A 26,041-nucleotide genomic window follows, 5' to 3' on the forward strand; every position below is an offset into this window, starting at 1 on the left:
CTCCTATACCGGCGGCCAGGGAATGGCCGGCCACTCCCCGCTCGGCTCCGGGTGCATTCCGGACGTCAGGAGGGCGTCGACACGCGCGCGTGTGGCGTCGAGTTCGGCCGGGGTGATCAGTGCGGCCAGCCGGGTGGCCAGCTCCCCCGTCAGGGCTTCCCTGAGGCCTTTGAGTACGTCGACGGCCTCGCCCGGCAGTGGCTCGCCCGCCCAGCCCCACAGCAGGGTGCGCAGTTTGTTCTCGGTGTTGAAGGTCACGCCGTGGTCGATGGCGTACAGGCGGTCCCCGGCCGGCAGCAGATGGCCGCCCTTGCGGTCCGCGTTGTTGATGACGGCGTCGAGCACGGCCAGCCGGCGCAGCCGCTCGTCGTCGGCGTGCACCAGCAACGCGGTCTTCCCGTCGCCGACCTCGGCGAACCCGATCGCCTTCCAGCCCGGCCCGGGCTCCTCCGTGTCGACGAGCGACAGCAGCTCGGGGCCCGGCTCGGCCTCGATCCACAGCTGGACCATGCCCTCGCCGTAGGGCCCGTCCCGCAGCACGGTGGGCGGTACGAGCCCCCAGCCGGTCGCCTCGCAGACCTCGTACGCGGCGACCTCGCGCTGGGCGAGGGTGCCGTCGGGGAAGTCCCACAGGGGGCGCTCACCGCGTACGGGCTTGTAGACGCACGTGGCCTCCTGCCCCTCGTAGGAGACGGCGCAGTACAGCACCGCGTTGGAGGCCTCGCGGATCTGTCCACGCACCGTCAGCTCACCTCGGGTGAGCAGCTCTGCCGTGGTCACGCTCCGCGGCGGTATCCGTTCTGGCGCGGACATACGTGTCCTTCCGGGTCGAGCGGGAGACTGCACAGCGGACACGGCGGCCGCCCGGCGTTGACGACGTCCAGGGCACGCTTGGCGAAGGCTCTCGCCTGCGCGCCGGTGAGCCGGACCCGCAGCATCGGGGGGCCGTTCTCCTCGTCCTGGAGGAGCCGCTCCTCGGCCTCGGCGAGGTCCTCCTCGGAGTCGGCGTCGAGCTCCACGAGGGCCTGCGCCTCGACGATCATGCGCTGCTCCTCGCCGTCCCAGGCGAGCGCCATGGTGCCGACGCGGAACTCCTCCTCGACGGGGGTGTCCAGCGGGGCGGCGTCGGACACCTCGGTGGGTGCCATGGCCGGAACGGAGGCGCTGCCGCCGCTGCGGCGCACGACCTCGTCCAGCAGCTCGTCCATCCGTTCGGCGAGCGCGGCGACCTGGGTCTTCTCCAGGGCCACGCTGGTCACCCGGGGGCCGGCGGAGGCCTGGAGGAAGAACGTACGGCGCCCGGGCAGTCCGACCGTGCCGGCCACGAAACGCTCCGGTGGGTCATAGAGGAACACCTGACGGGACACGTCCTATCTCCATTGGAATCGTGAGTACGGCGCTGCTTCGACCGCTTCACCCTACTGCGCCCGACGATCACGGTGCGCCCGCACCACCACCGACCGTGGCATCGCCGGCGGGAGGCTCCTCGCGGGGTGCGAGCGAGGCGAAATCACCGGTGTCGCCGAGGCGCACGAGAAACGGCCGCAGACGGGTGTAACGGATCGCCGTGATGGAACACGGTTCTACGGAGATCCGCTGGAAGAGGTCGAGATGGAGTCCGAGCGCGTCCGCGACGAGCGACTTGATGATGTCGCCGTGCGAGCACATGAGATAGGCGGCGTCGTCGCCGTGGTCGCGCTCCACGCGCGCGTTCCACTCGCGTACGGCCTCGGCGGCGCGGGTCTGCATCGCGCGCATCGACTCGCCGCCGGGGAACGCGGCCGCCGACGGGTGGGCCTGCACGACCTGCATCAGCGGCTCGTCCATGAGTTCGGCGAGTTTGCGGCCGGACCAGTCGCCGTAGTGGCACTCGCCGATCCGCTCGTCGGTGTGCGGGTTCAGCTCGGGACGGGCGTCGAGGAGCGGCTGAATCGTTTCCTGGCAGCGCTGCAGCGGGCTGCTGACGACCTCGGAGATCGGCAGCCCGGCGAGCCGTCCGGGCAGCGCGGCGGCCTGCGCGGCCCCGCGCTCGTCCAGGGCGACCCCGGGCGTCCAGCCGGCGAGCAGTCCCTCGGTGTTGGCGGTGGATCGTCCGTGGCGGACGAGGATCAACGTGGGCATGCGGCCCAGCGTAGGCGTACGCGCGCGTGCGGCGGATTGCGAGCGACGGGAGAATACGCAGCGTGATCGTCGACTGTGCCATCTACCGGGACGGGCACCGCAGCGAGGGCCCCGAGGACCTGTCCGACGCCCTGGACGAGGCGCGGGCCGCGGGCGGGTTCGTCTGGATCGGGCTGCACGAGCCCTCGGAGCGGGAGTTCGACCTCGTCACCCAGGAGTTCGGGCTGCACCCGCTGGCGGTCGAGGACGCCCTCAAGGCCCACCAGCGGCCCAAGCTGGAGGTCTACGACGACTCGCTCTTCCTCGTCCTCAAGCCCGTCGTGTACGAGCCGGAGAGCGACAGGGTCTCCACCGGCGAGGTCATGCTCTTCATCGGCGACGCCTTCGTGGTGACCGTCCGGCATGGCGAGGGCTCGCCGCTCAAGGCGGTGCGACAGCGCCTGGAGCAGGAGCCGAAGCTGCTCGGCAAGGGCCCCACGGCCGTGCTGTACGCGGTCTCGGACGCCGTCGTCGACCACTACCTGGACGTGGCGACGGAGCTCCAGACCGACCTGGAGGAGTTGGAGGCGGAGGTCTTCTCGCCGGACGGCGGCGGTTCGCGCCACACGGCGTCGCGGATCTACACCTTCAAGCGGCAGATCCTGGAGTTCCGCCGGGCGACCGGCCCGCTGGCGCTGCCGCTGACCCGGCTGGCCGCCGTCGGCCAGTTCGGCTCGGGCGTGCCGTTCGTCAACGAGAAGGCGCGGCCCTTCTTCCGGGACGTCAACGACCACCTCACGCGCGTGAACGAGTCCGTGGAGGGCCTTGACCGGCTGGTGTCGGACATCCTCTCCGCGCATCTCGCACAGATGAGCGTCCGTCAGAACGACGACATGCGGAAGATCTCCGCTTGGGCGGCCATGGCCGCGGTCCCCACGATGATCGCGGGGATCTACGGCATGAACTTCGAGCACATGCCGGAGCTCCACTGGGTGTGGTCGTATCCGGCGGTGATCGCGCTCATGGCCGCCCTGGAGGTGCTGCTGTACCGGCTGTTCAAGAGCAGGGGCTGGCTGTAGCGCCGCGGCTCAGGCGACCTCGGGGGCCGGGGTCGCCGGTCCGCCGAGGGCGTCGCGCCGCTCCGGCATCCGCAAGGAGACCATCCGGCGCCAGCCCGCGACGCGTTCGTACGCGTACACGGCGTGGATGCCCGCCGCGAGGACGGCCGACTTCGCCGTCGGCCAGCCCAGGATGCGGCCCATGTGGGCCATGACCGCGAGGCTGACGTCCCGGTAGACGCGGATCTCGGCGAGCGCGCACTCCCGAAGGGTCCGCTGGATGTCCCGGCCGTGCCCCGCGGAGGCGAAGCGCAGCAACTCCTCGTGGCAGTAGGCGAGGTGGTTGTCCTCGTCGTTGGAGATCATCTTCACGGCGCGGCCGAGGTCGGGATGGTCGGCGAAGTGCTTGCGCAGCAGTTCCATCTGCTCGGAGGCACGCTGCTCGGTGACGCGGCTGTGGGCGAGGTAGGTCACGATGTCCTGCACGGTCAGTGTCCGGTCGGCCCTGAGCTTCTCGTGGGCGAGACCGATGCCACTGTGCTCCAGGAGCATGGTGTAGTCGGTGTCGGGCGGTACGGGAACAGGCTCGAGGCCGCGCTTCTTCATCAGGGCGTCGAAGATCCGCCCGTGCTTGTCCTCGTCCGCGCCGTGCCGGGCGATCTTGGGGGCGAGGGCGCGCTCGCCGTCCGGGACGAGCGCGGCGATGCGGGCGTTCTCCCAGCCGCCCTGCGACTCTCCGCCGGCCGCGATGGAGCAGAACAAGCGGAAGGACTCGTCGTTGTCGATGATCTCCTGGAACAGACTCTTGGCCGAAAGCATCGTGGGCACCTCTCTGCGGGACTCCGCGGCATTCCGCAAAGAACGAGTCAAATGCGGCGCGAGAGGTGCTGCAACAGCTGTGTCGGACAACTCCGCCAAAAGGAGGACCCCGGGAGTCACGACAGGGGCGTAACCACACGGGCGCCGGCGCGTTGTTCTGCGTGACGGCCGTGGCGGGGAAGACCCCCGAGCCCCCACCACGGCCGCAGAAACCTCCGGCGGTTGCGGCGCGTGTTTACGCGAGTCCGGCCCGCTCCAGTGCCTCGGACCCGGCCCGCAGCCCGGCGATCCGCTCGTCGAGCGTGAAGCCCGCGGGGGCGAGGCTCAGCGTGGTGACGCCCGCCGCCGCGTACTCCTTCATCCGGTCCGCGATGCGGTCCACGGAGCCGAGCAGCGCCGTCTTGTCGATCAGGTCGTGCGGGATGGCTGCCGCTGCGCCCTGCTTGTCGCCGGACAGGTACTTCTCCTGGACCTCGGCGGCCGCCGCCTCGTAGCCCATGCGCTGGGCGAGCTGGTTGTAGAAGTTCTGCTTGGCGCTGCCCATGCCACCGACGTACAGCGCGGTGTAGGGGCGGAAGGTGTCGGCGAGGGTGGCCACGTCCTTGTCCTCGCCGAGGGCGAGCGGGAGCGTCGGGTGGACGTCGAACCCGTCGAGGGTCTTGCCCGCCTTCGCGCGTCCCGCGCGCAGGTGCTTGAGCGTCGTCTCGTCGAGGTGCTCGGCGGACGGGAAGATGAGGAGCGCGCCGTCGGCGATCTCGCCGGTCTGCTCCAGGTTCTTGGGTCCGATCGCGGCGATGTACAGCGGGATGTGCTCGCGCTCCGGGTGCACGGTCAGCTTGAGCGGCTTGCCGGGGCCGCCGGGCAGCGGCAGCGTCCAGTGCTCGCCCTCGAACGACAGGCGCTCGCGCGTCATCGCCTTGCGGACGATCTCGACGTACTCACGCGTGCGTGCCAGCGGCTTGTCGAACTTGACGCCGTACCAGCCCTCGGAGACCTGCGGCCCGGAGACGCCGAGGCCGAGGCGGAAGCGGCCGCCGGAGAGCGAGTCGAGGGTGGCGGCGGTCATCGCGGTCATCGCCGGCTGGCGGGCCGGGATCTGGAAGATGGCCGAGCCGATGTCTATGCGCTCGGTCTTCGCCGCGACCCAGCTGAGCACGGTGGCCGCGTCGGAGCCGTAGGCCTCGGCGGCCCAGCACACGGCGTACCCGAGTCGGTCGGCCTCCTGGGCGACGGCGAGATTGTCCGCGTCCATTCCGGCGCCCCAGTAACCGAGGTTGATGCCGAGCTGCATGGCCGATTCCCCTTACCCATCAGTAACGTCCTGGTTTCCCGACCTTAGCGTGGGGTGTGCGGATCGGGGCAGCCGACAGTCGTGTTCTTCCGCCCACATGAACGCGTGTGTCGCTGACGGAAACTGGTTGTCCACAGGCCCCCACACCACTGGTTCCGGCCAGTAATGTCGCCGTTCATGGAGCAGAGGCATCTCGGCCGCACCGGCCTGCGTGTGTCCCGTATCGGACTCGGAACCCTCACGTGGGGCAGGGACACCGACGAGCACGACGCCGCGGACCTCTTGAAGACGTTCTGGGAAGCGGGCGGCAGCCTCGTCGACACCGCGGACGTGTACGGCGACGGGGAGTCCGAGTATCTGCTCGGACGCCTCATAGAAGGGCTGATCCCGCGCCGGGATCTGGTCATCTCCACCAAGGCGGGCAGCGTGCCCGACCCGGACCGGCGGTTCGACGGCTCGCGCGGCCACCTGCTCTCCGCGCTGGACGCCTCGCTGGCCCGGCTCGGCACGGACTACGTCGACGTGTGGCAGGTCCACGCCTACGACCCGGACACCCCGCTGGAGGAGACCCTCCAGGCGCTCGACCTCGCGGTCAGCAGCGGCCGCGCGCGGTACGCCGGGGTCTCCAACTTCTGCGGCTGGCAGCTCGCCAAGGCCGCGACCTGGCAGCTGGCGGCCCCGGGCACCCGGACCCGGCTGGCCGCGACACAGCTGGAGTACTCGCTGCTCCAGCGGGGCATCGAGCGCGAGGTGCTGCCCGCCGCGCTTGACCTGGGCATCGGCCTGCTCCCGTCGTCCCCGCTGGGCCGCGGGGTACTGACGGGCAAGTACCGGGACGCCACGCCGGCCGACTCGCGGGGCGCCTCGGACCACCTCGCCCCCTTCGTCGCGCCGTACCTCGACGACACGGCCGGGCACATCGTGGACGCCGTGCAGACCGCCGCCGACGGGCTCGCGGTCACCCCGCTACAGGTGGCCCTCGCCTGGGTCCGCGACCGGCCCGGCGTGACCGCGCCGATCGTCGGCGCGCGCAACGCGCAGCAGCTCACGGCGGCATTGTCAGTGGAGGCCCTTAGTCTTCCTGACGAGATCTGCCGGGCGCTCGACGATGTGTCGGCGCCCGTGCACCGCTATCCCGATCACGACTGGAGCACGCTGTGAGCACGGAGCCGGAGCCCACGCAGGAGACCGAGCCGCAATCGCCGGACACCGCGCAGGACGCGGTCGCCGGCGACGCCGAGGCGGGGGCGGCGGTCGCAGGCGACGGGGCCGAGACGCCCGCGGTCGCCGAGGGCGACTCGGACGAGGTGTCCGGCGAGGCTTCCGCGGCCGACGGCGAACAGGGCGAGGCCGCGGCGAAGCTGTCCGAGGCCGCTGCCGAGCTCGCTGCGCAGAAGCTCGAGCGGGAGCGGATCGCCCGGCGGAAGGCCGAGAAGCAGGGTCCCGTCGAGGCCGGGACCAAGCTCAGCGGAAAGGCCGCCGATCTACTGGCCGCCGTGCGGGCCGTGGAGAGCGGTGACAAGCCGGCGGCGACCGTCTTCGCCGAGCCCGAGCCGCCGCGCCGGCCCGCGCCGGAGCCCGTACAGCGCCCTCGGCCGGTGACGGCCGGCGCGCCCCCGGCTCCCGCGGCGCAGACCGTCGAGTCCGTACGGCGGGTACTGGCCGACGGCGGTGCGCCGGAGGCCCTCGTCCCGCAGGTCGCCGCCGCGCTCGGCGAGGGCGCCGCCGAGCAACTGCGCGAGGACCCCTGGCAGTTGCTGCGGGTCGCCGGGGTGCGGCCCGAGCAGGCCGACGGCTTCGCGCGGGCGCTGCTCGGTGCGGAGTGCGGTCCGGACGACGAGCGGCGGGGCCGGGCGGTGACCGTCTGGCTGCTGGAACAGGCGGCCGTGGCCGGGCACACGGCTCTCGAACTTCCCACGCTCACGGTGGCATTGGGCAAGCAGGGGGTGCCGGATGCCGAGGCGGCCGTCCAGAGCACCCTCGCGGAGGCCGAGGCGCTGGTCTTCCAGGACGCCCTCGACCCGCGGGCCCCTGAACCGGAGGAGGGCGAGGAGCGCCCGGTCCGCGTCCTGGTCGGACTGGAGCGGTACGCGATGGCGGAGGAGAGCCTCGCCGACGGACTGGCCCGGCTGATCAACTCCGTGCCGAAGCAGGACGGTTCGGCCGAGGACTGGGAGCGCGCCGCCGACTCGGCCAAGGGCTCCGCCGGTGAACTGATCCGCGCGGTCGCGGGCAGCGGCCTGGTCCTCCACACCGGCGGCGAGGCATCCCTGGCCGAACCCGCGGCTCTGCTCCACGCGGCCCGTGAACTCGGCCTGCGTGCCTGGGCGGCAGCCCACGGCCCCCTTGGACGGGACCGCTTCGCGGCCCTGGCCTCCGACGACACCGCCACCACCGTCAGCGGTCTCCTCACCGGGACCGAAGGCCCCGGCCGCGATGCCGACGGTGCGCTCGATCTCGACCTCCTCGTGGTTCTCGACGCGCCCCAGCTGGACGTGGAGAGTGCGGCGCTGCTGTCGGAGTCGTTGCCGGACGGGGCGCGGCTGGTGCTGGCCGGGGACCCGGCGGTGCTGTGGTCGGCGGGGCCGGGGCGGGTGTTCGGTGATCTGCTGGCCGCGCGCGTCTGCCCCCAGATCGCCTCCCGGCGGCCGGACCCGGGCCCCCTCGGCGAGCTGGTCTCCGGTATCGGCATCGGCGAGCTGAACCAGGTCGAGGCCCCCGGCAAGGAGGTCGTGATCGTGCCGGCGCGGGACGCGGGCGAGGCCGTGCACCGAACCGTGCAGCTGGTCGCCGACTCGGTACCGCGGGCCATCGGTGTCCCGCCCGAGGAGACCCAGGTGATCACGCCGGGCCACGGCGGCGCGGCGGGCACACGAGCTCTGAACGTGGCCCTCAAGGAGCGTCTCAACCCCGGCCCGGGCCGTTTCGGCGGCTTCGACCCCGGCGACCGCATCGCCTACTCGCCCACGCCGGGCCGCACCCTGCCGGGCCACGTGGTGAAGGCCGACGCGGAGGGCCTCCACCTCTCCTGCGCGGGTGAGGCCGTCGTCGTACCGAAGGAGCGTGTGGAGGAGTCCGTACGCCACGGCTGGGCCCTGACCGCCCACCAGGCGGCCGGCGGCCGCTGGCCGGCGGTGGTCGTGGTCCTGCCGGGAGACGCGACCCAGTCGCTGACCCGACCGTGGGTCTACACGGCGTTCAGCCGAGCGGAGCGCCACCTTTCCGTGGTCCAGGGCGCGGACCAGGCTCTGCCGAGGGCCGTGGCCGAGATCCAGGCCAAGCCCCGCACGACCCGCCTCCCGGTCCTGCTGGGGACGCAGGTACCCACGTCCAGCTGACTCACCTCAGGGGCGCGGGGAACTTCGCGATAAGCCCCCGACCACTCGCAGTCGCCCACCGTCCGCAAGACCAACGGCGCGCCGCATCGACCACGCCCCGCACACGCCGACGGCGGCGGCCACGGAACCCCTCCGCGACCGCCGCCGCCCAAGTCCAGCGCAGCGTTACGCGTGTTGCTCCAGATCCTCGTCCTCGTCCAGCTCCGCGTCGAGATCGTCCAGCTCGTCCTCGCCGTCATCGATCTCGTCGTCGAACACCGCGCTGACGTCGAACCGGCACACCACCCGCTGCGGGTCGATCTGCTCGAACGGCCCCGCCAGCCACTCACCGGGATCCGACTGCTCGTCCGCCGCGGTCACCCACAGCGTGGAGTCGCCCTCCTCCAGGCCGAACTCCTTGTGCCGGGAGGCGATCTCGTCCGGTTCGAACTCTCCGAACAGGATGCCCAACGCTCCGTGCACCGTGCCGGCGGCCTCCGCACCGGCCTCGTAGTCCGCCGCCTCGATCCGCTGCGCCTGCGCGAGCAGCCGCTGCGGCTCCTCCACCGCGTAGTCACGGCGGATCAGCACGCTCACCGCATGCGGCTCCTCGGGGCCGGTGTACGGCGGGAGAGCGTCCTCCGTGCCGGGGATCTCGAAGGGGGTGACCTCGTCATAGCGGTCGTAGAGCAGCTCGTCGTACACCTCGGCGGCCGCGGCGAGCTCGTTGAACGCCTCGTACACGGCCGGGTCGTCCTCCCCCGACCGGCGTTCGACCGCGGCCAGGTGGCGGTCGAGCGCGGTCTTGACCGCCTCGGCGGCGGCACGTACCTCGGCAGCGGTGGGCTGCACAGCATCAGACATAGTGCAGACGCTATCCGTACCGGGCCCCAGCCCGCACAATAGATGCGATGCCGGAATACGAATTTGTCGACGTGTACGTGCCGCGCGGGGTCTCCCGCAAGGACGCCACTCGACTGCTGACGGACCATGCCGAGTACGGACACTGGGAGTTGGACCGCCTGAGCCTGCTGCGTGACGGAAGCCGCAGGGTGCGGCTGCGCCGCAGGATCATCCGCCAGGTTCGTGCCACCTGGTGAGATGACGCGACGAAAACGGAGCGGGCCCCGCCGATGCGGGGCCCGCTCCGTCATGCGCCGTGCCCGTTATGCGGCTGCCCGTGCCTTGCGGTAGAGCACCGCGCCCGCCAGCAGGGCGCCCGCCCCGACCGGCAGGGTGAGCCCCAGCGGGAGGTCGCTGCCCGTGTGGGCGAGCTGCGCTTCTCCGTGCGGCTGGGTGACCGTCTGCGCCCCGGGGTGGTTGCCGCCCGGCGAGCCCGGCGTCTCCTCACCCGAGGACGGCGGTGTGCCCGGGGATCCGGGGTTGCCCGGCTCCACGGGGTTGCCCGGGTTGTTCGGCTGCCCGGGGTTGCCGGGCTGGTCCGGGCCTCCGGGCGGTGTCTGGCCGCCGCCGGGAGGTGTGCCGGGGTGGCCGCCGCCGGAGCCGTCGTTCGCGCAGTCGTTGCCCGTGGTGGGGTTGCCGATCCCGATGATGTCGACGCTGTTGCCGCAGACGTTCACCGGGACATCCACCGGGGCCTCGACGTGGTTGCCGGAGCCGACGCCCGGCGAGCCGCTCGCGTGACCGTCGGACGACGAACCGCTGCCGCCGGAGCCACCCCCGTACCCACCGTCGTCGCCGTACCCGCCGGACGATCCGCTCTGGTTGGCGCACTTGTTGCCCATGGCCGGGTTGAGCACCCCGACCACGTCGACGGTGTTGCCGCAGACGTTCACCGGCGCGTGCACCGGCGCGTGCACCGTGTTGCCCGACAGTACGCCGGGCGAGTTCGAGCTCGATCCGTTCGCGGCCGAGTCGGCGTGGGCGGCACCGCCCGCGGCGGCGATCACGCCGGTCGCGGCCGCCACGGTCATCAGGCCTTTGCGGGTGACCTGTCGCATTCCTGAATTCCCCCTGCCTTTTCGATTCCGACCTGCAATTCTCGTGAAAAGACCGGTCGGCCCCGGAGCGCATGGCGCGCGCTCCGGGGCCGACGGGTGTCAAACGACCCTCAGCGGATCGACGTCACTTGTTGATGCAGGTGTTGCCGAAGGCGGGGTTCAGCAGACCGATCACGGAGACCGTGTTGCCGCAGACGTTCACCGGGATGTGAACGGGCACCTGAACGACGTTGCCGGACAGAACACCCGGGGAGTGCACGGCGGCACCCTGGGCACCCGAGTCGGCGACGGCCAGGCCCGCACCCGCGAGAACCAGGCCACCAGTGGCAGCCGCAGCGGCGACGACCTTCTTGATCATTATTCCTCCTTGTTGGCAAAAGCGATCTCGTGTTGCCGATCGCATCACCTGTAACGAGGAGGGAGTAATGAAGCTACGAGCCTATGAGTCCATTCACCCTTCTCATTCGTTTCCGCACAGGCTGTCGAATATCGACGTCAATTCTCGGCTTACCGCCGTCAGGACGCGTCGATGAACCGGTCGAGCACCCGCACACCGAACTTGAGCCCCTCCACCGGCACCCGCTCGTCGATGCCGTGGAACATCCCGGCGAAGTCGAGCTCCGGCGGCAGCTGGAGCGGCGCGAAGCCGAAGCAGCGGATGCCGAGGTCGTCGAAGGACTTGGCGTCGGTGCCGCCGGAGAGCATGTAGGGCACGGCGCGCGCGATCGGGTCCTCGGCGCTCAGGGCGACCTGCATGGCATCGACGAGCTTGCCGTCGAAGTCGGTCTCCAGGGCCTTGTCGCCGTGCACGTCCTCGCGGCGCACGCGCGGACCGAGGATGCGGTCGAGGTCGGCGAGGAACTCCTCCTCGTAGCCGGGCAGGAAGCGCCCGTCGACGTGGGCGGTGGCCTGGCCGGGGATGACGTTGACCTTGTAGCCGGCCCCGAGCATGGTGGGCGCCGCCGAGTTGCGCAGGGTCGCGCCGACCATCTTGGCGATGCCGCCGAGCTTGGCGAGGGTCTCGTCCATGTTCTCGGGGTCGAGCTCGGTGCCGAGCGCGTCGGAGAGCTCGTCGAGGAAGGACCGCACGGTCTTGGTGACCCGCACCGGCCACTTGTGCCGCCCGAGCCGGCCGACGGCCTCGCACAGCTCGGTGATCGCGTTGTCGTTGTTGGTCATCGAACCGTGGCCCGCGGTGCCGTCCACGGTGAGCCGCATCCAGTGCATGCCCTTCTGGGCGGTCTCGACCAGGTAGAGCCGCAGGTTCTCGTTGACGGTGAAGGAGAACCCGCCGACCTCGCCGATCGCCTCGGTGACGCCCTCGAAGAGATCGGGGTGCTTGTCGACGAGGTACCGGGCGCCGTACATGCCGCCCGCCTCCTCGTCGGCGAGGAACGCGAGGACGATGTCGCGCGGGGGCTTGCGCCCGCTGCGCAGCCGGTCGCGGACGACCGCGAGGGTCATCGCGTCCATGTCCTTCATGTCGACGGCGCCCCGTCCCCACACGCACCCGTCGGCGACCTCGCCGGAGAAGGGGTGGTGGGTCCAGTCCGCCGCGTTGGCCGGTACGACGTCGGTGTGCCCGTGGATGAGCAGCGCCGGCTTGGAGGGGTCCTCGCCCTCGATGCGGGCGACCGTGGAGGCGCGCCCCTGGTGGGATTCGAAGATCTGCGGTTCGAGGCCCACCTCGGCGAGCTTCTCGGCGATGTACTCGGCCGCCCTGCGCTCGCCCGGGCCCGAGTGGTCGCCGTAGTTGCTGGTGTCGATCTGGATCAGCTCACGGCAGAGGTCCACGACCTCGTCCTCGCCGGTGACGTGCCTGGTCGTGTCCGTCCCGCTCACGCTGGTTCCTCCCGCTGTCACTGCTGGTCGTTCCCCTCATCCTCCCCCTCCGACCGGCCGCGCCCAAGAGCGGACCCGGCCCGTCACACGCCGTTCACGCCGGGACGAGGGGGTGATCGGGGCGCCTCGAAAGCCTGGTAATGTTTCCTCTGTCGCCGCGAGGGGAACCCCGCGCGACAGACACCTTGTCCGGGTGGCGGAATGGCAGACGCGCTAGCTTGAGGTGCTAGTGCCCTTTATCGGGCGTGGGGGTTCAAGTCCCCCCTCGGACACCAGCTGAAACCCCTGTTGATCAGGGGTTTTTTGCTTTTTCCGCACATCTCACCTTCGTGATCACCAGCGCGAACGGCACACCACAAACAGCTGAATTCGAGACGTACGCCGAGTAAACAAAAGCACCAACTCGGCCTGTTCCCGTTGCTCTTGGGTGATGTGGGGCATGTCTCGTCCAGAGCCAGGAGCCGCAGGTCAGACCATGTGCGGCCCGTTCGGGCACCCACCCGGACGGGCCCCCGCGGTGGCCGCTCCCAGGGCACGGACCTAGCGTCGTACTAAAATTTCCGGCTTGTTACGGAGCTGGACCCGGACAACCCCAGGCAGACCTGCGGGCCCGCCAGCACCCCGGGGCTTCCGGGATCGAGACGCGAGGACCGATGGCAGCCATACACGAGAGCAGTGCTCTCGGCCTGCTCGAGGAAGAGATCCGCGAGCGGTTCGGCGATACGGCACGTTTCTCCGGGGGCCCCGCGGCCTCTCCGCGCACGCTCGTCGACGTCTTCGACGCGTCGGTGCGGTCCTACCCGGACGAGCCCGCGCTGGACGACGGGACGACCTGCCTGACCTACCGTGCGCTCGCCGTGGAGGTCGAGCGGCTGCGCCGCGGGCTCACGGACGCCGGGGTCGGGCTCGGCGACCGGGTGGGTGTCCGCGTTCCGTCCGGGACCAACGACCTCTACATCGCGATTCTCGCGGTGCTCGCCGCCGGCGCCGCCTACGTCCCCGTGGACGCCGAGGACCCGGACGAGCGGGCCGAGCTGGTGTTCGGCGAGGCGGACGTACGGGCCGTCGTCGGGGCCGGTCACGAACTGACCGTCACCGGACGCAGCGAGGTCCCCGCCGCGCGGCCCGGCATCGAGCACGACGCGTGGATCATCTTCACCTCCGGATCGACCGGAAAGCCCAAGGGCGTCGCCGTCAGCCACCGCAGTGCCGCCGCGTTCGTGGACGCCGAGGCCGCGCTGTTCCTCACCGACGACCCCATCGGTCCGGCTGACAGGGTCATGGCGGGGCTGTCAGTCGCGTTCGACGCGTCCTGCGAGGAGATGTGGCTGGCGTGGCGGTACGGGGCCTGTCTGGTGCCGGTGCCACGTGCGCAGGTCAGGAGCGGTGCCGATCTGGGGCCGTGGCTGGTGGAGCAGGAGATCACCGTCGTGTCGACGGTGCCGACGCTGGCCGCGCTCTGGGAGCCGGAGACCCTCAATGACGTACGGCTGCTGATCTTCGGCGGTGAGGCCTGCCCGCCCGAGCTGGTGCAGCGGCTGGTGACCGAGGGGCGCGAGGTCTGGAACACGTACGGGCCGACCGAGGCGACCGTCGTGGCCTGTGCCTCGCTGATGAGCGGCGAGGAGCCGATCCGGATCGGGCTGCCGCTGGACGGCTGGGAGCTGGCCGTCGTCGACGAGGCCGGGACGCCCGTACCGATGGGCGCCAGTGGACAGTTGGTGATCGGCGGGGTCGGGCTCGCCCGGTACCTGGACGCCGAGAAGGACGCGGAGAAGTACGCGCCGCTGCAGTCGCTGGGCTGGGAACGGGCGTACCGCAGCGGTGACCTCGTCAAGGCGGAGCCGGAGGGGGTGGTCTTCCTCGGGCGGGCCGACGAGCAGATCAAGCTCGGCGGGCGTCGTATCGAGCTCGGTGAGGTCGACGCCGCTCTTCAGGCGTTGCCGGGAGTCGCGGGAGCGGCTGCCGCCGTGCGCACCGCCCGCAGCGGCAACCAGCTCCTTGTCGGCTACGTCGTCACGCAGGACGGCTGGGACCAGGCGACAGCGGTCGAGAAGCTGCGGGCCGAACTGCCCGCGGCCCTGGTGCCGTTGCTGGCACCGGTCGACGAACTGCCGACCCGGACGTCGGGCAAGGTGGACCGCGCCGCCCTGCCGTGGCCGCTGGAGAACCTCGAGACCAGCGGTCCCGCCGAGCAGCTCTACGGCACCGAGGCGTGGCTCGCCGAGCAGTGGAGCGAGGTGCTCGGCATCCCCGTGTCGAGTGCGCGTGACGACTTCTTCGCGATCGGCGGCAGCAGTCTCGCCGCCGCCCAGCTCACCACACGGCTGCGCACCCGCTATCCGAGCGCGGCCGTTCTCGACATCTACCAGCGGCCCGTGCTGCGGAAGTTGGCGCGGCACCTGGAGGAGTCCTCGCAGGACGACGGGGCCGCGCGGATCGTCGCCCCGGTCCCGGTGCGCGCCCAGGCGATCCAACTCCTCGCCATGATCCCCCTGTTCACCCTGCTCGGACTGCGCTGGACCGTGGTCCTGACCGCGCTGGGCAACGTACTGCCCTACACGTGGCTGCCGACCGCCTCCTGGTGGCTGGTCGGGGCGGCGGCGCTCGTGCTGTTCAGCCCGCCCGGCCGGCTCGCGATCGCCGCGGGCGGGGCGCGGCTGCTGCTGCGGGGTGTGCAGCCGGGACGGTACGCGCGCGGTGGCGGTGTGCATCTGCGGCTGTGGGCGGCCGAGCGGCTGGCGGAGTTCTCCGGGGCGACCTCGCTGACCGGATCGTGGCTGGAGCGGTACGCGCGGGCGCTGGGCGCCAAGATCGGCCCTGATGTCGACCTTCACTCGCTGCCGCCGGTGACCGGCATGCTCAAGCTGGGCCGGGGCGCTGCCGTCGAGTCCGAGGTGGACCTGTCCGGGTGGTGGCTGGACGGCGACCGGCTGGAGATCGGCCCGGTCAGGGTGGGCGCGCACGCGGTCGTCGGGACGCGCAGCATCCTCTTCCCGGGCGCGCGGGTCGGCAAGCGGGCCGAGGTGGCGCCGGGTTCGGCGGTCACCGGGCAGATCCCCACGGGTCAGCGCTGGGCGGGCGCGCCCGCGGTCAAGCTGGGCAAGGCCAAGCGGAACTGGCCCAAGGAACGGCCGCGCAAGGGCACGTACTGGCGTGCGATGTACGGCGTGACGGGCTTCGCGCTCACCGCGCTTCCGGTGCTGGCGGGGCTGGCCGCGTTCCTGGTCGGTCGCGTGTTCTTCACGCCGGACGCGCCCCTGACGGGCGCCGCCGCGGCCCTCGTACCGGCGACGCTCGCCTTCGGGCTGGCGTACGCGCTGCTGATCCTGGTCGCCGTACGACTGCTCAGCCTGAGGCTGCGCGAGGGCACGCATCCGACCCACAGCCGGATCGGGTGGCAGGCCTGGACCGTCACGCAGCTGATGGACCGCTCGCGCGAGACCCTCTTCCCGCTGTACGCCGGGCTGGTCACGCCGGTGTGGCTGCGGCTGCTCGGGATGCGGATCGGGCGGGGTGCCGAGGTGTCGACCGTGCTGGCGCTGCCGAGCCTGACGACGGTCGGCGAGGGCGCGTTCCTGGCCGACGACACGCTGACCGCGCCGTACGAGCTCGGTGGCGGCTGGATGCGGATCGGGCGGGCGGAGATCGGGCGCCGGGCCTTCCTCGGGAACTCGGGGATGACCGCGCCGGGCCGGTCCGTGCCGGACGGCGGGCTCGTCGGGGTGCTGTCGGCGACGCCGAAGAAGGCGAAGAAGGGCAGCTCGTATCTGGGGCTGCCGCCGGTGAAGCTGCCGCGGGCCGCCGCCGGCGGTGACCAGAGCCGGACGTACGACCCGCCGGCGCGGCTGCTGTGGGCGCGCGGTCTGGTCGAGCTGTGCCGGATCGTGCCGGTGTTCTGCTCGGCGGCGATCGGCGTGCTGACGGTGGCGGCGCTGTGTGCGCTGGGTGTGTGGGCGTGGGCGCTGGCGGGGCTTGTGCTGCTCGCGGCGGGTGCCGTGGCCGGGCTGGTGTCCGTCGTCGCGAAGTGGCTGCTCGTGGGGCGGCACCGCGGTGGGGAGCATCCGCTGTGGAGCGGCTTCGTGTGGCGCAACGAGCTCGCGGACACGTTCGTCGAGGTCGTGGCGGTGCCGTGGCTGGCCGGTTCCGTGCCCGGTACGCCGCTGATGACGGCGTGGCTGCGGGGGCTCGGTGCGCACGTCGGCAAGGGCGTCTGGGTGGAGAGCTACTGGCTGCCGGAGACGGATCTGGTGACGCTGGGAGACGCGGCGACGGTGAACCGTGGCTGTGTGCTCCAGACGCACCTCTTCCACGACCGGATCTTGCGGACGGATACTGTGGTCCTCCGTGAGGGCGCGACGCTGGGTCCTGGCGGGATCGTGCTGCCCGGCAGCACGATCGGGGCCCGGACGACCTTGGGCCCCGCGTCGCTCGTCATGGCAGCGGAGTCCGTCCCCGACGACACCCGTTGGCTCGGCAACCCGATCGAGGCATGGCGTCCCTGAACGCCGGCCACTCGGCACGGGAGAGCGGTGCACCCGAGCGGAGTGGTGGCATGGCACAGGGAGTAGACACAGCGGTGGCGGTTCAGCAGGCGGCGGGTTCGGACCCGTATTTCCCGGAGAACGGTGACGCGCGGTACCGGGTGCACCGGTACGAGCTCGCGCTGGACTACCGCCCGGGCCCGAACCGGCTGTCCGGCACGGCCCGGATCAACGCCATAGCGGGACGGTCGCCGCTGGGCGAGTTCTTCCTGAACCTGGCCGACTTCAAGGTCGGCCGGGTGCGGGTGGACGGCCGGCAGCCGCACTACACGCATCGCGGCGGCAAGCTGCGGATCCGGCCCGCGAAGCCGGTCCGGCCGGGGGCCGCGTTCACGGTCGAGGTGCACTGGGCGGGCAACCCCAAGCCGGTGAACAGCCCGTGGGGCGGCCTGGGCTGGGAGGAGCTGGAGGACGGGGCGCTGGTGGCGAGCCAGCCGATCGGGGCGCCGTCCTGGTACCCGTGCAACGACCGGCCGGCGGACAAGGCGTCGTACCAGATCTCGATCACGACACCGTCGGCGTACTCGGTGGTGGCGGGCGGGCGGCTGCTGACCCGTACCACGAAGGCCTCCACGACTACCTGGGTGTACGAGCAGTCGGCGCCGACGTCCAGCTATCTGGTGGGGCTGTCGATCGGCAAGTACCAGACGGTGCTGCTGGGCGACCCCGGCCTCGGCGGGGTGCCGCAGCACGGGCACATCCCGTCGCATCTGCTCCCCAGGTTCTCCAGGGACTTCGCGCGTCAGCCGCAGATGATGGACCTGTTCCAGGAGCTCTTCGGCCCCTACCCCTTCGACGAGTACGCGGTCGTGGTGACGGAGGAGGAGCTCGATGTCCCCGTCGAGGCACAGGGGTTGTCGCTGTTCGGCGCCAACCACGTGGACGGGGCGCGGGGTTCGGAGCGGCTGGTCGCGCACGAGCTGGCCCATCAGTGGTTCGGCAACAGTGTGTCCATCGCGGACTGGCGGCACATCTGGCTGAACGAGGGGTTCGCGAAGTACGCCGAGTGGCTGTGGTCGGAGCGCTCCGGCGGGCGGACGGCCCAGCAACTCGCCGCCGTCGCACATCGGTTGCTGTCGGGACTCCCGCAGGATCTGAAGCTGGCCGATCCGGGCCGCAAGTCGATGTTCGACGACCGGCTCTACGAACGGGGCGGGCTGACCGTGCACGCGGTGCGGTGCGCGATGGGCGACGTGGCCTTCTTCCGCATGCTGCGCGGCTGGGCGGGGCTGCACCGGAGCGGCGCGGTGACCACGACGACGTTCACCGCGCATGCCTCGCGCTTCTCGCCCGAGCCGCTGGACGAGGTGTTCCAGGCGTGGGTGTACGGGACGGCGCTGCCGCCGGTGCCATTGCCCGAGACGCGGGCGGCCGGCTAGTTCCGGGAGAATGACGGCCATGAGCACGCGTTCCTGCCCCTGCGGCCTGCCCGAGCCCTACGACAAGTGCTGCGGCCGCTATCACGTCGGCGCCGCCGCGGCACCGACCGCCGAGGCGCTCATGCGGTCGCGGTACTGCGCCTTCGTCAAGCAGGACGCCGCCTATCTGCTGCGGACCTGGCATCCTCGGACCCGGCCCGCGAGCCTCGACTTCGACGCTGGCATGCGGTGGACCGGTCTGGAGATCCTCGGCACGGGGGACGGGTCGGCGTTCCACTCGGTCGGGACGGTGACCTTCCGGGCCTCGTTCCGGGGCGGGTCGCTGCACGAGCGGAGCCGGTTCGAGCGGGTGGACGGGGCGTGGGTCTATGTGGACGGGGACTTCCTGGAGTGACCGTCCTGGCGGGCACTCGGTGCCGTCGGAGTGGGAGACCTCTTCAGCGGATCGATGACCCGCTCGATGTCCGTGCGTCGGTCTCCCCCGGTCCCGGTGCGAGGATGTCCAGCTCCTGCAACGCGCCCACCGTGATCTCCCGGGTCAGCGTCTCCGCGCGGACCGCGTCGCCGGCGCGAACCGCCTCGGCGACCTGGACGTGCAACGTCACCGCGGCGGGGTCGGGGTCCTCGAACATGACCTCGTGGTGGGTGCGGCCGGCGAGGACCTCGGCGACGACGTCTCCGAGGCGGGCGAACATCTCGTTGCCGGAGGCGTTGAGGATCACGCGGTGGAAGGCCATGTCGTGGATCAGATAGCCCTCCAGCTGGTGGCCCCGTGAGTGGGCGACCATGCCCAGTGCGCACTCGGTGAGTTCCGCGCACTGCTCCGCCGTGGCGTTCTTCGCCGCCAGGCCCGCCGCGACCGGTTCGAGCGCGGAGCGCAGGACCGTCAGTGACCGCAGCTGCCCGGGGCGGTCGGCGCCGGCCAGGCGCCAGCGGATGACCTGCGGGTCGTAGACGTTCCACTGCGCCTTCGGACGGACCGTCACGCCCACGCGGCGGCGGGACTCGACCAGGTGCATGGACTCCAGGACGCGGACCGCCTCCCGCATCACCGAGCGGGACACATCGAACTGCTGGGCCAGTTCGTCCGTGCGCAGAACGCTGCCCGGCGGGTACTCGCCCGCGGTGATCGCGGGGCCGAGGGATTCCAGTACTTGGCCGTGCAGCCCCCGGCCCGATGTGCTCATGCACTCAGCGTACGCGTCAGGTCACGGACTCAAAAAGTCAGACTTATTCATCACAGACTCTTGAATTTGTCGTACCTAATGGGTTTCAGTTGCGTCGACGCCCCGAGGGCGTCCACGTGTCGATGAAGACAGCAGACAGTGAGAGCACCATGCAGCAGCTGCACACCCCCCATGTCGTCGTGGTGATGGGCGTCGCGGGCACCGGCAAGACCACCATCGGTCCGCTGCTCGCCGCCCGTCTCGGCGTCCCGTACGCCGAGGGCGACGACTTCCACCCGCCGGCCAACATCGCCAAGATGTCGGCCGGCACCCCGCTCACCGACGAGGACCGGTGGCCCTGGCTGGACGCCATCGGCGACTGGGCGGACGGACGGGCGGGGCTCGGCGGGGTGGTCAGCTGCTCGGCGCTGAAGCGCTCGTACCGTGACCGGCTGCGCGCCGCCGCTCCCGGGCTCGTCTTCGTGCACCTCGCGGGCGATCGCGCCCTGATCGAGGACCGCATGTCCCATCGGCAGGGGCACTTCATGCCGACCGCACTGCTCGACTCCCAGTTCGCGACCCTCCAGCCGCTTCAGGAGGACGAGGCGGGAGTGGTGGTGGACGTCACCGGCAGCCCCGAGGAGATCACCGGCCGGGCCGCGAAGGCCCTGACCGAACTCCCGTAACCCCCCGCGCAAGACCCCCTCCCCCATCCCCGTACCTGCAAGGGAACCCCCGTGACCAGACTCAGCGTCGAGTTGCTGGCAGCGGATCCGGTCGAGCCCATCACCTCGGCCGGTCACGCTCAGCTGGGCATCGCAGTCCTGGCGGGCATCGCCGTCATCGTCCTGCTCATCACCAAGTTCAAGCTCCACGCGTTCCTGTCGCTGACCATCGGATCGCTGGCGCTGGGCGCGTTCGCCGGAGCGCCGCTCGACAAGGTCATCACCAGCTTCACCGGCGGCCTCGGCACCACCGTCGCCGGCGTGGGCGTGCTGATCGCGCTCGGCGCGATCCTCGGCAAGATGCTCGCCGACTCCGGCGGCGCCGACCAGATCGTCGACACCATCCTCGCCAGGGCGGGCGGCCGCTCGATGCCGTGGGCGATGGTGCTGATCGCCTCCGTGATCGGTCTGCCGCTGTTCTTCGAGGTCGGCGTCGTGCTGCTGATCCCGGTCGTGCTGATGGTCGCCAAGCGCGGCAACTACTCGCTGATGCGGATCGGCATCCCGGCGCTGGCCGGTCTGTCCGTGATGCACGGCCTGGTCCCGCCGCACCCCGGCCCGCTGGTCGCGATCGACGCGATCGGGGCCGACCTGGGTGTCACCCTGGCGCTCGGCGTGCTCGTCGCCATCCCGACGGTGATCATCGCCGGTCCGCTGTTCTCCCGGTACGCGGCCCGCTGGGTGGACGTCCCGGCGCCGGACAGGATGATCCCGCAGCGCCCGTCCGAGGACCTGGAGAAGCGTCCCGGCTTCGGTGCCACGCTGATCACCATCCTGCTGCCGGTCATCCTGATGCTCTCCAAGGCGCTCGTCGACATCGTCATCGACGACCCCGAGAACACCACGCAGCGGGTCTTCGACGTCATCGGTTCGCCGCTGATCGCCCTGCTCGCCTCGGTGCTCCTCGGCATCTTCACGCTGCTGCGGCCCGCCGGGTTCGGCAGGGAGCGCCTCACGCCGCTGGTCGAGAAGGGCCTCGCGCCCATCGCCGGCATCCTCCTGATCGTCGGCGCGGGCGGCGGCTTCAAGCAGACGCTGATCGACACCGGCGTGGGCGCCATGATCCTGGACATCTCCGAGGACTGGTCGATCCCGGCGCTGCTGCTGGCCTGGCTGATCGCGGTGGCCATCCGGCTCGCGACGGGCTCGGCGACGGTGGCGACCGTGTCGGCCGCGGGGCTCGTGGCTCCGCTGGCCGCCGACATGTCGACGACCCACGCGGCCCTGCTGGTCCTCGCCATCGGCGCCGGCTCGCTCTTCTTCAGCCATGTCAATGACGCCGGGTTCTGGCTGGTCAAGGAGTACTTCGGCCTGAGCGTCGGCCAGACCCTCAAGACCTGGTCCGTCATGGAGACGATCATCTCGGTGGTCGCCGGTGGCCTGGTCCTGCTGCTCTCGCTGATCATCTAGGGATACGAGGAGTACGACGATGAGTCACCCTCTGTTCGACATCAGCGGCAGGACCGCCCTGGTCACAGGCTCCAGCCGGGGCATCGGACTCGCCCTGGCCCGGGGTCTCGCGGAGGCCGGCTGCACGGTGGTCCTCAACGGGCGGGACGCCGAGCGGCTCACCAAGGCCGCCGCCGAACTGCCCGGCGACCGCATCCACACGGCCGTGTTCGACGTGACCGACGGCGCCTCGGTGGCCGCCGGGATCGCGGACGTCGAGGACCGGGTCGGCCCGCTCGACATCCTGGTCAACAACGCGGGCATGCAACTGCGCGCCCCGCTCCTGGAGTTCACCGACTCCGACTGGCACCGCATCCTGGACACCAACCTGACCAGCGCGTTCCTGGTCGGCCGGGAAGCGGCCCGGCGGATGACGGAACGCGGCCACGGAAAGATCGTCAACATCTGCTCGCTGCAGAGCGAGGTGGCCCGTCCCGGCATCGCGCCGTACGCCGCCACCAAGGGCGCGCTGAAGATGCTCACCAAGGGCATGTGCGCCGACTGGGGCCCGCAGGGCGTCCAGGTCAACGGTCTCGGCCCCGGCTACATCGAGACCGAGCTGACCCAAGCCCTCGTCGAGGACGAGGAGTTCAGCTCCTGGGTGCGTCGCCGCACCCCGGCCGGCCGCTGGGGCCGTACGCAGGACCTGGTGGGCGGGGTGCTCTTCCTCGCCTCGCCCGCCGCGGACTTCGTCAGCGGGCAGATCCTGTACGTCGACGGCGGAATGACGAGCGTGCTGTGATGACCCTCGGTTGTGTGATCCATGGGCAGGGCGACCTGCGGGTCGAGGAGTTGGCGGCGCCGTCGCCCGGTCCGGGGCAGGCCCTGGTCGCGGTCCGCTACGGCGGGGTCTGCGGCTCCGATCTGCACTACTGGCGGCACGGCGGGGTCGGGGACTTCCGGCTGAGGGAGCCGATGCTGCTCGGGCACGAGGTGGTCGGGACGGTCCTCTCCTACGGTGCCGGTGCGTCAGGTCCTGTTCCCGGTACGGCTGTTGCGGTGCACCCGGCCACTCCCTGCGGGGTGTGCCCGGAGTGCGCCGACGGTCGGCGCAACGTCTGCCGGGACACCCGCTACCTCGGCAGCGCGGCGCGCTTTCCGCACGTCCAGGGCGGGTTCGCGGCCCAAGTGGTGGTGCCCGCCGAGCAGTTGAGGCGGCTCCCGGACGGACTTGACCTTCGCCGGGCGGCTCTCGCGGAGCCCCTGTCCGTCGCATTGCACGCGGTGCGGCGGGCCGGGGAGGTCGCGGGCAAGCATGTGCTCGTCACCGGGGCCGGGCCCATCGGCTGTCTGGTGGTCGCGGCGGCGAAGGCGGCCGGTGCGGCCCGGGTGACGGTGACGGACCTGCTGCCCGCGGCCCTGCGGTACGCGGGGACCGCCGGCGCCGACACCGTCGTACGGGCCGACGATCCGGATGATGCCGGGTGGCCGTCCGAGGTGGACGTGGCCGTCGAGGCGTCCGGGGTCGCGGCCGGGCTGGACACCTGTCTGCGGCTGGTGCGGCGCGGGGGTGTGGTGGTGCAGCTCGGGATGTTGCCGCCGGGGCAGTCGCCGTTCGCCGGTAATCTGGTCGTGAGCCGGGAGATCGAGCTGCGGGGGGCGTTCCGTTTCGACGGGGAGTTCGAGGCGGCGCTGGAACTGCTCGCGGCCGAGCCGTCGTTCGACGGGCTGGTCAGCGCGGTGGTCCCGGTGCGGGAGGCGGAGTCGGCGTTCGCGCTGGCCGCGGACCGGAACGTGTCCTGCAAGGTCCTGCTGGACTTCGGGGGCTGAGCCGGCCGCCGGCGCCGGCGGCCGGACCGGGCCTTCGCCGCCCTGCAAGATCCTGCTGGGCGTCGGGGGTTGACTGCGGCTTCCGCTTCGCAGAAGTGGAAGCCGCAGGCCCGCCGGCTTGCAGGATCCTGCTCGACTTCGGGATTTGAATCGGCTTCCGTCCCGACGCGGTCGGCCCGATGATGGGAGACCCCTGGGAACGGCATCCCAGGGGCGACCGTGTCGGGGGGCGTCATGGCGGTTTCCCTCGGGAGGCGCATCTCGGGGCTGCTCGTCGTCGGAGCGGTGGCGGTGGCCGCCGCGGCCTTCACCGGTGACGGGAGTGATACGTCGGACAGAGGCGACGGCGGGGGCACGATCGTCACGGTCGGTCCCTCGGGCCGTGCGCCGGCGGGGCGTACCGGCTCCCCCTCCCCCTTGGTCCCGGCGCAGCCCAGGCCCGACGGGCAGGTGATCAGCCCCGCCGCGCCTCCCGTGCCGCTGCGGAGCCCGGACGCCTCGCCCGCCCCCGCCCCCGCCCCCTCTCCTTCCGCGAGCAAGAGCCCCCTCGACATCCCCGTCTGGCTGCCGCCGGGGCCGGATTCGCCTGACGCCGACGGCATACCGGACCCGTCCGGCGTCTACGACGGTCTCCGCGCCCCCACCGAGTGCCGGACCGCCCTCGAGGCCATCCCCGGGAAGCCGGCGGACGACGAGTGGCGGTTGCTGCGCGGGCTCGCCTCCGCCTGTCTCGCCGTGCAGGGCAAGGGCGGCAGCTGGGAGACGGCGTCGCGGGACTTCGCCGCGCTCGTGGGGAAGTCCGACACCTGCAAGGGGCGGGCCGGGTACACCGTGCTGGGCGGGCTGCTCGACTTCCACCGGCGGCACCCCACCGCCACCGTGCGGCTCCAGGCCGCCTCCGGCGGCACGCCCGCGTGCGCGTACGCGATCGCCGGAGTCGACTCGGGCGACGACGGTCAGGCGCGGCCCGGGGAGACGGTCGGCGTCGAGTTGGCCGGAACGTACTTCGACCATGCCGAACTGCTGCGGAACGGGCGGGTGTTCATCGACGGCCAACAGCTGGAGGGGCCGCCGGTCCTCGCCTCGGAGGCGGGTGACCATCTGGTGCTGAACGTGGTGGTGCCGGTGGTGGAGGGTCTGCCGAGGGCCGTCGACGTGGCCGTCCGGTTCGGGGGCGTCGAGGTGCGGGCGCAGGAGGCGTTCACCGTCGTGGCGCCCGCACCCACGGTGTCCGAGCCGGAGACGCCCACCGCGTCAGTGGCGCCACAGGGAGTGTTCCCGCTTCGCCCACTCCCGGCTCACCGTCCCCGTCCGCAGGCCGCGCCGCGCCTCCGGGTCCCCTAGCGCCATGCCGATGTGGCCGGCGAGGACGATACCGACGGTCAGGGCCAGCCAGTCGTGGACGAAGGTCGCGCTGGTACGCCACTGGATCGGGGTGAGGTGGGTGAACCACATCAGCAGACCGGTGCCGAGCATCACCAGCGTGGCGCCGGCGATCCAGGAGGCGTAGATCTTCTGGCCGGCGTTGAATTTGCCCGCCGGACGCGCCGAGGGCCGCTTGTCGCGGCGCAGGGCGGCACGCACCCAGAGCCGGTCGTGCGGGCCGAAGCGGTTCAGGAAGCGCAGGTCGGTGCGGAAGTGGCGGGAGGCGAGGCCGGCCAGGACGGGGACCGGCAGGGCGAGGCCGGACCACTCGTGGATGCGGACGACCAGCTCACGGCGGCCGACGAGCTCGGCGAGCTGGGGGATGTAGAGACAGGCGGCGGTGAGCACGCAGACGCCCATCAGGGCGGCGGTCGTGCGGTGCACCCAGCGCTGGGAACGGCCGAAGCGGCGTACGCGCGGCTCCGGCGGGGCTTCAGCTCGTAGGGTCATCGTCCCGTCCGTTCGACTTGCCGACCCAGGCGTCGACGTCGTAGCCGCGCTCCTCCCAGTAGCCGGGTTCCACGTCCTCGGTGACGGTGATGCCGGAGAGCCACTTGGCGGACTTGTAGAAGTACATGGGTGCGACGTAGAGGCGGACCGGACCGCCGTGGCTGTGGCCGAGGTCCTTGTCCTGCATGCGCAGGGCGACCAGGACGTCCGCGCGGCGGGCCTGGTCGAGGGTGAGGCTCTCGGTGTAGGTGCCGTCGAAGCAGGTGAAGCGGATCGCGGTGGCCTTGGCCCGTACTCCGGCGGCGTCGAGCAGCCGGGAGAGGCGTACGCCCTCGAAGGGGGTGCCCGGGACCCGCCAGCCGGTGACGCACTGGACGTCCTTGACCATCCGGGTCTGGGGCATCGCCCGCAGGTCGTTCAGGGTGTAGGTGGCCGGGCGGTCGACGAGGCCGTCGATCTTCAGGCGGTAGTTCGAGGCGTTCTTGTGGGGGACGGAGGAGGCGACCGAGTAGTAGCGGAAGCCGCCGCCGTTGGGGAGCAGGCCGGTGAGGCCGGTGGGGTCCTTGTCGGCGGCGCTGCCCAGGAAGGACTCCAGGCCGCGTTGCAGGGTGGGCGCGGCGACCACGCCGAGGGCGCCCAGACCGAGGGTGCCGAGGAGGACACGGCGGCCGATGGGCCTGCCCTGTTCCTCGGGTTGTCCGGAGTTCACTCGTCCATTCGAACACCCGCGAGCCCCGGCGGGCCA

Annotated in this window: 24 protein-coding genes and 1 tRNA gene; 13 read left to right on the forward strand and 12 right to left on the reverse strand. The window is 71.5% G+C overall.

Annotation, left to right across the window (positions count from 1 at the left end; genetic code table 11):
- Nucleotides 1-3: 3 nt before the first annotated feature.
- The 3 genes from TN53_RS02435 to TN53_RS02445 all read right to left on the reverse strand — a co-directional run bounded on the left by TN53_RS02435 (nucleotide 4) and on the right by TN53_RS02445 (nucleotide 2,121).
- A complete protein-coding gene (locus TN53_RS02435; protein WP_199924497.1) occupies nucleotides 4-813 on the reverse strand; it encodes an SCO1664 family protein in 810 nt (269 codons plus the stop codon).
- Nucleotides 777-1,367: a DUF3090 domain-containing protein gene (locus tag TN53_RS02440; protein WP_046256624.1), complete on the reverse strand. Its 591-nt coding sequence runs from the start codon at nucleotides 1,365-1,367 to the stop codon at nucleotides 777-779. Before TN53_RS02440 ends, TN53_RS02435 begins: the two co-directional genes overlap by 37 nt.
- A 67-nt stretch (nucleotides 1,368-1,434) precedes the next feature.
- Nucleotides 1,435-2,121 carry a histidine phosphatase family protein gene (locus TN53_RS02445; RefSeq protein WP_046256625.1) on the reverse strand — a complete coding sequence of 229 codons (687 nt, stop codon included), beginning with the start codon at nucleotides 2,119-2,121 and terminating at the stop codon, nucleotides 1,435-1,437.
- Between the two features lie 62 nt (nucleotides 2,122-2,183).
- Here TN53_RS02445 and corA point away from each other — a divergent pair, with 62 nt between their 5' ends.
- The gene (gene corA / locus TN53_RS02450; RefSeq protein WP_046256626.1) at nucleotides 2,184-3,179 is read left to right on the forward strand and encodes a magnesium/cobalt transporter CorA; all 996 of its coding nucleotides are present in this window, start codon (nucleotides 2,184-2,186) and stop codon (nucleotides 3,177-3,179) included.
- Between the two features lie 9 nt (nucleotides 3,180-3,188).
- On the opposite strand, the gene TN53_RS02455 is transcribed toward corA, so the two are convergent.
- Nucleotides 3,189-3,977 (reverse strand): ferritin-like domain-containing protein, encoded by a 789-nt coding sequence (locus TN53_RS02455; protein WP_046256627.1) that lies wholly within the window; start codon nucleotides 3,975-3,977, stop codon nucleotides 3,189-3,191.
- 235 nt (nucleotides 3,978-4,212) lie between these two features.
- On the reverse strand, nucleotides 4,213-5,268 hold the full coding sequence (locus tag TN53_RS02460) for an LLM class F420-dependent oxidoreductase (RefSeq protein WP_046256628.1): 1,056 nt from the start codon (nucleotides 5,266-5,268) through the stop codon (nucleotides 4,213-4,215).
- Nucleotides 5,269-5,445: 177 nt separating this feature from the next.
- On the opposite strand from TN53_RS02460, the gene TN53_RS02465 reads away from it, so the two are divergent.
- Together TN53_RS02465 and TN53_RS43960 are read left to right on the forward strand one after the other, a co-directional pair.
- Nucleotides 5,446-6,429 (forward strand): aldo/keto reductase, encoded by a 984-nt coding sequence (locus TN53_RS02465; RefSeq protein ID WP_046256770.1) that lies wholly within the window; start codon nucleotides 5,446-5,448, stop codon nucleotides 6,427-6,429.
- Nucleotides 6,426-8,606: a helix-hairpin-helix domain-containing protein gene (locus tag TN53_RS43960; RefSeq protein ID WP_052745132.1), complete on the forward strand. Its 2,181-nt coding sequence runs from the start codon at nucleotides 6,426-6,428 to the stop codon at nucleotides 8,604-8,606. Before TN53_RS02465 ends, TN53_RS43960 begins: the two co-directional genes overlap by 4 nt.
- A 165-nt stretch (nucleotides 8,607-8,771) precedes the next feature.
- Here TN53_RS43960 and TN53_RS02475 read toward each other — a convergent pair whose 3' ends face one another.
- Nucleotides 8,772-9,449 carry a hypothetical protein gene (locus TN53_RS02475; RefSeq protein ID WP_046256629.1) on the reverse strand — a complete coding sequence of 226 codons (678 nt, stop codon included), beginning with the start codon at nucleotides 9,447-9,449 and terminating at the stop codon, nucleotides 8,772-8,774.
- Nucleotides 9,450-9,496: 47 nt separating this feature from the next.
- Between TN53_RS02475 and TN53_RS02480 the strand changes: the two genes are divergently transcribed.
- Nucleotides 9,497-9,685, forward strand: coding sequence for a DUF5703 family protein (locus TN53_RS02480; RefSeq protein ID WP_005485166.1), 189 nt, complete (start codon nucleotides 9,497-9,499; stop codon nucleotides 9,683-9,685).
- A gap of 66 nt (nucleotides 9,686-9,751) precedes the next feature.
- On the opposite strand, the gene TN53_RS02485 is transcribed toward TN53_RS02480, so the two are convergent.
- The 3 genes from TN53_RS02485 to TN53_RS02495 form a co-directional block, all read right to left on the reverse strand.
- A complete protein-coding gene (locus TN53_RS02485) occupies nucleotides 9,752-10,546 on the reverse strand; it encodes a chaplin (protein WP_046256630.1) in 795 nt (264 codons plus the stop codon).
- A gap of 124 nt (nucleotides 10,547-10,670) precedes the next feature.
- Complete coding sequence (chpH, locus tag TN53_RS02490) at nucleotides 10,671-10,904, reverse strand: chaplin ChpH (RefSeq protein WP_046256631.1); 234 nt, start codon at nucleotides 10,902-10,904, stop codon at nucleotides 10,671-10,673.
- A gap of 158 nt (nucleotides 10,905-11,062) precedes the next feature.
- Entirely contained in the window at nucleotides 11,063-12,388 is a 1,326-nt protein-coding gene (locus TN53_RS02495; RefSeq protein ID WP_046256632.1) for a M20/M25/M40 family metallo-hydrolase, read from the reverse strand.
- A gap of 187 nt (nucleotides 12,389-12,575) precedes the next feature.
- Here TN53_RS02495 and TN53_RS02500 point away from each other — a divergent pair.
- The 4 genes from TN53_RS02500 to TN53_RS02515 all read left to right on the forward strand — a co-directional run bounded on the left by TN53_RS02500 (nucleotide 12,576) and on the right by TN53_RS02515 (nucleotide 18,705).
- Nucleotides 12,576-12,663: transfer RNA gene (locus TN53_RS02500), tRNA-Leu, on the forward strand.
- A gap of 378 nt (nucleotides 12,664-13,041) precedes the next feature.
- Nucleotides 13,042-16,893: a Pls/PosA family non-ribosomal peptide synthetase gene (locus TN53_RS02505; protein ID WP_046256633.1), complete on the forward strand. Its 3,852-nt coding sequence runs from the start codon at nucleotides 13,042-13,044 to the stop codon at nucleotides 16,891-16,893.
- 74 nt (nucleotides 16,894-16,967) lie between these two features.
- A complete protein-coding gene (locus tag TN53_RS02510; protein WP_046256634.1) occupies nucleotides 16,968-18,311 on the forward strand; it encodes a M1 family metallopeptidase in 1,344 nt (447 codons plus the stop codon).
- Nucleotides 18,312-18,321: 10 nt separating this feature from the next.
- Nucleotides 18,322-18,705 (forward strand): YchJ family protein, encoded by a 384-nt coding sequence (locus TN53_RS02515; RefSeq protein WP_046256635.1) that lies wholly within the window; start codon nucleotides 18,322-18,324, stop codon nucleotides 18,703-18,705.
- 43 nt (nucleotides 18,706-18,748) lie between these two features.
- On the opposite strand, the gene TN53_RS02520 is transcribed toward TN53_RS02515, so the two are convergent.
- Nucleotides 18,749-19,498 carry a FadR/GntR family transcriptional regulator gene (locus TN53_RS02520; protein WP_046256636.1) on the reverse strand — a complete coding sequence of 250 codons (750 nt, stop codon included), beginning with the start codon at nucleotides 19,496-19,498 and terminating at the stop codon, nucleotides 18,749-18,751.
- Between the two features lie 149 nt (nucleotides 19,499-19,647).
- Between TN53_RS02520 and TN53_RS02525 the strand changes: the two genes are divergently transcribed.
- The 5 genes from TN53_RS02525 to TN53_RS02545 all read left to right on the forward strand — a co-directional run bounded on the left by TN53_RS02525 (nucleotide 19,648) and on the right by TN53_RS02545 (nucleotide 24,765).
- On the forward strand, nucleotides 19,648-20,163 hold the full coding sequence (locus tag TN53_RS02525) for a gluconokinase (RefSeq protein ID WP_046256637.1): 516 nt from the start codon (nucleotides 19,648-19,650) through the stop codon (nucleotides 20,161-20,163).
- A gap of 51 nt (nucleotides 20,164-20,214) precedes the next feature.
- Entirely contained in the window at nucleotides 20,215-21,612 is a 1,398-nt protein-coding gene (locus TN53_RS02530) for a GntP family permease (protein WP_046256638.1), read from the forward strand.
- Nucleotides 21,613-21,631: 19 nt separating this feature from the next.
- Nucleotides 21,632-22,393: a glucose 1-dehydrogenase gene (locus tag TN53_RS02535; RefSeq protein ID WP_046256639.1), complete on the forward strand. Its 762-nt coding sequence runs from the start codon at nucleotides 21,632-21,634 to the stop codon at nucleotides 22,391-22,393.
- Nucleotides 22,393-23,421 (forward strand): L-idonate 5-dehydrogenase, encoded by a 1,029-nt coding sequence (locus tag TN53_RS02540; protein ID WP_046256640.1) that lies wholly within the window; start codon nucleotides 22,393-22,395, stop codon nucleotides 23,419-23,421. The genes TN53_RS02535 and TN53_RS02540 overlap by 1 nt, the downstream gene beginning before the upstream one ends.
- A gap of 234 nt (nucleotides 23,422-23,655) precedes the next feature.
- Complete coding sequence (locus TN53_RS02545) at nucleotides 23,656-24,765, forward strand: hypothetical protein (RefSeq protein ID WP_046256641.1); 1,110 nt, start codon at nucleotides 23,656-23,658, stop codon at nucleotides 24,763-24,765.
- Here TN53_RS02545 and TN53_RS02550 read toward each other — a convergent pair.
- Together TN53_RS02550 and TN53_RS02555 are read right to left on the reverse strand one after the other, a co-directional pair.
- Nucleotides 24,676-25,296 carry a cytochrome b/b6 domain-containing protein gene (locus tag TN53_RS02550; RefSeq protein WP_046256642.1) on the reverse strand — a complete coding sequence of 207 codons (621 nt, stop codon included), beginning with the start codon at nucleotides 25,294-25,296 and terminating at the stop codon, nucleotides 24,676-24,678. The genes TN53_RS02545 and TN53_RS02550 overlap by 90 nt on opposite strands.
- Nucleotides 25,280-26,005 (reverse strand): molybdopterin-dependent oxidoreductase, encoded by a 726-nt coding sequence (locus tag TN53_RS02555; RefSeq protein WP_046256643.1) that lies wholly within the window; start codon nucleotides 26,003-26,005, stop codon nucleotides 25,280-25,282. Before TN53_RS02555 ends, TN53_RS02550 begins: the two co-directional genes overlap by 17 nt.
- Between the last annotated feature and the right edge of the window lie 36 nt (nucleotides 26,006-26,041).

This window comes from Streptomyces sp. WM6386 (genome assembly GCF_000972385.1).
Taxonomy (GTDB): Bacteria; Actinomycetota; Actinomycetes; order Streptomycetales; family Streptomycetaceae; genus Streptomyces.

Bases quoted from the DNA above. Each gene is read 5' to 3' on its own strand.
- TN53_RS02545 (WP_046256641.1), top strand. From the start codon at position 23,656: ATGGCGGTTTCCCTCGGGAGGCGCATCTCGGGGCTGCTCGTCGTCGGA.
- TN53_RS02540 (WP_046256640.1), top strand. From the start codon at position 22,393: ATGACCCTCGGTTGTGTGATCCATGGGCAGGGCGACCTGCGGGTCGAG.
- TN53_RS02445 (WP_046256625.1), bottom strand. From the start codon at position 2,121: ATGCCCACGTTGATCCTCGTCCGCCACGGACGATCCACCGCCAACACC.
- TN53_RS02455 (WP_046256627.1), bottom strand. From the start codon at position 3,977: ATGCTTTCGGCCAAGAGTCTGTTCCAGGAGATCATCGACAACGACGAG.
- TN53_RS02480 (WP_005485166.1), top strand. From the start codon at position 9,497: ATGCCGGAATACGAATTTGTCGACGTGTACGTGCCGCGCGGGGTCTCC.
- TN53_RS02460 (WP_046256628.1), bottom strand. From the start codon at position 5,268: ATGCAGCTCGGCATCAACCTCGGTTACTGGGGCGCCGGAATGGACGCG.
- TN53_RS02505 (WP_046256633.1), top strand. From the start codon at position 13,042: ATGGCAGCCATACACGAGAGCAGTGCTCTCGGCCTGCTCGAGGAAGAG.
- TN53_RS02485 (WP_046256630.1), bottom strand. From the start codon at position 10,546: ATGCGACAGGTCACCCGCAAAGGCCTGATGACCGTGGCGGCCGCGACC.
- TN53_RS02435 (WP_199924497.1), bottom strand. From the start codon at position 813: ATGTCCGCGCCAGAACGGATACCGCCGCGGAGCGTGACCACGGCAGAG.
- TN53_RS02515 (WP_046256635.1), top strand. From the start codon at position 18,322: ATGACGGCCATGAGCACGCGTTCCTGCCCCTGCGGCCTGCCCGAGCCC.
- TN53_RS02525 (WP_046256637.1), top strand. From the start codon at position 19,648: ATGCAGCAGCTGCACACCCCCCATGTCGTCGTGGTGATGGGCGTCGCG.
- chpH (WP_046256631.1), bottom strand. From the start codon at position 10,904: ATGATCAAGAAGGTCGTCGCCGCTGCGGCTGCCACTGGTGGCCTGGTT.
- TN53_RS02520 (WP_046256636.1), bottom strand. From the start codon at position 19,498: ATGAGCACATCGGGCCGGGGGCTGCACGGCCAAGTACTGGAATCCCTC.
- TN53_RS02550 (WP_046256642.1), bottom strand. From the start codon at position 25,296: ATGACCCTACGAGCTGAAGCCCCGCCGGAGCCGCGCGTACGCCGCTTC.
- TN53_RS02465 (WP_046256770.1), top strand. From the start codon at position 5,446: ATGGAGCAGAGGCATCTCGGCCGCACCGGCCTGCGTGTGTCCCGTATC.
- TN53_RS02535 (WP_046256639.1), top strand. From the start codon at position 21,632: ATGAGTCACCCTCTGTTCGACATCAGCGGCAGGACCGCCCTGGTCACA.
- TN53_RS02475 (WP_046256629.1), bottom strand. From the start codon at position 9,449: ATGTCTGATGCTGTGCAGCCCACCGCTGCCGAGGTACGTGCCGCCGCC.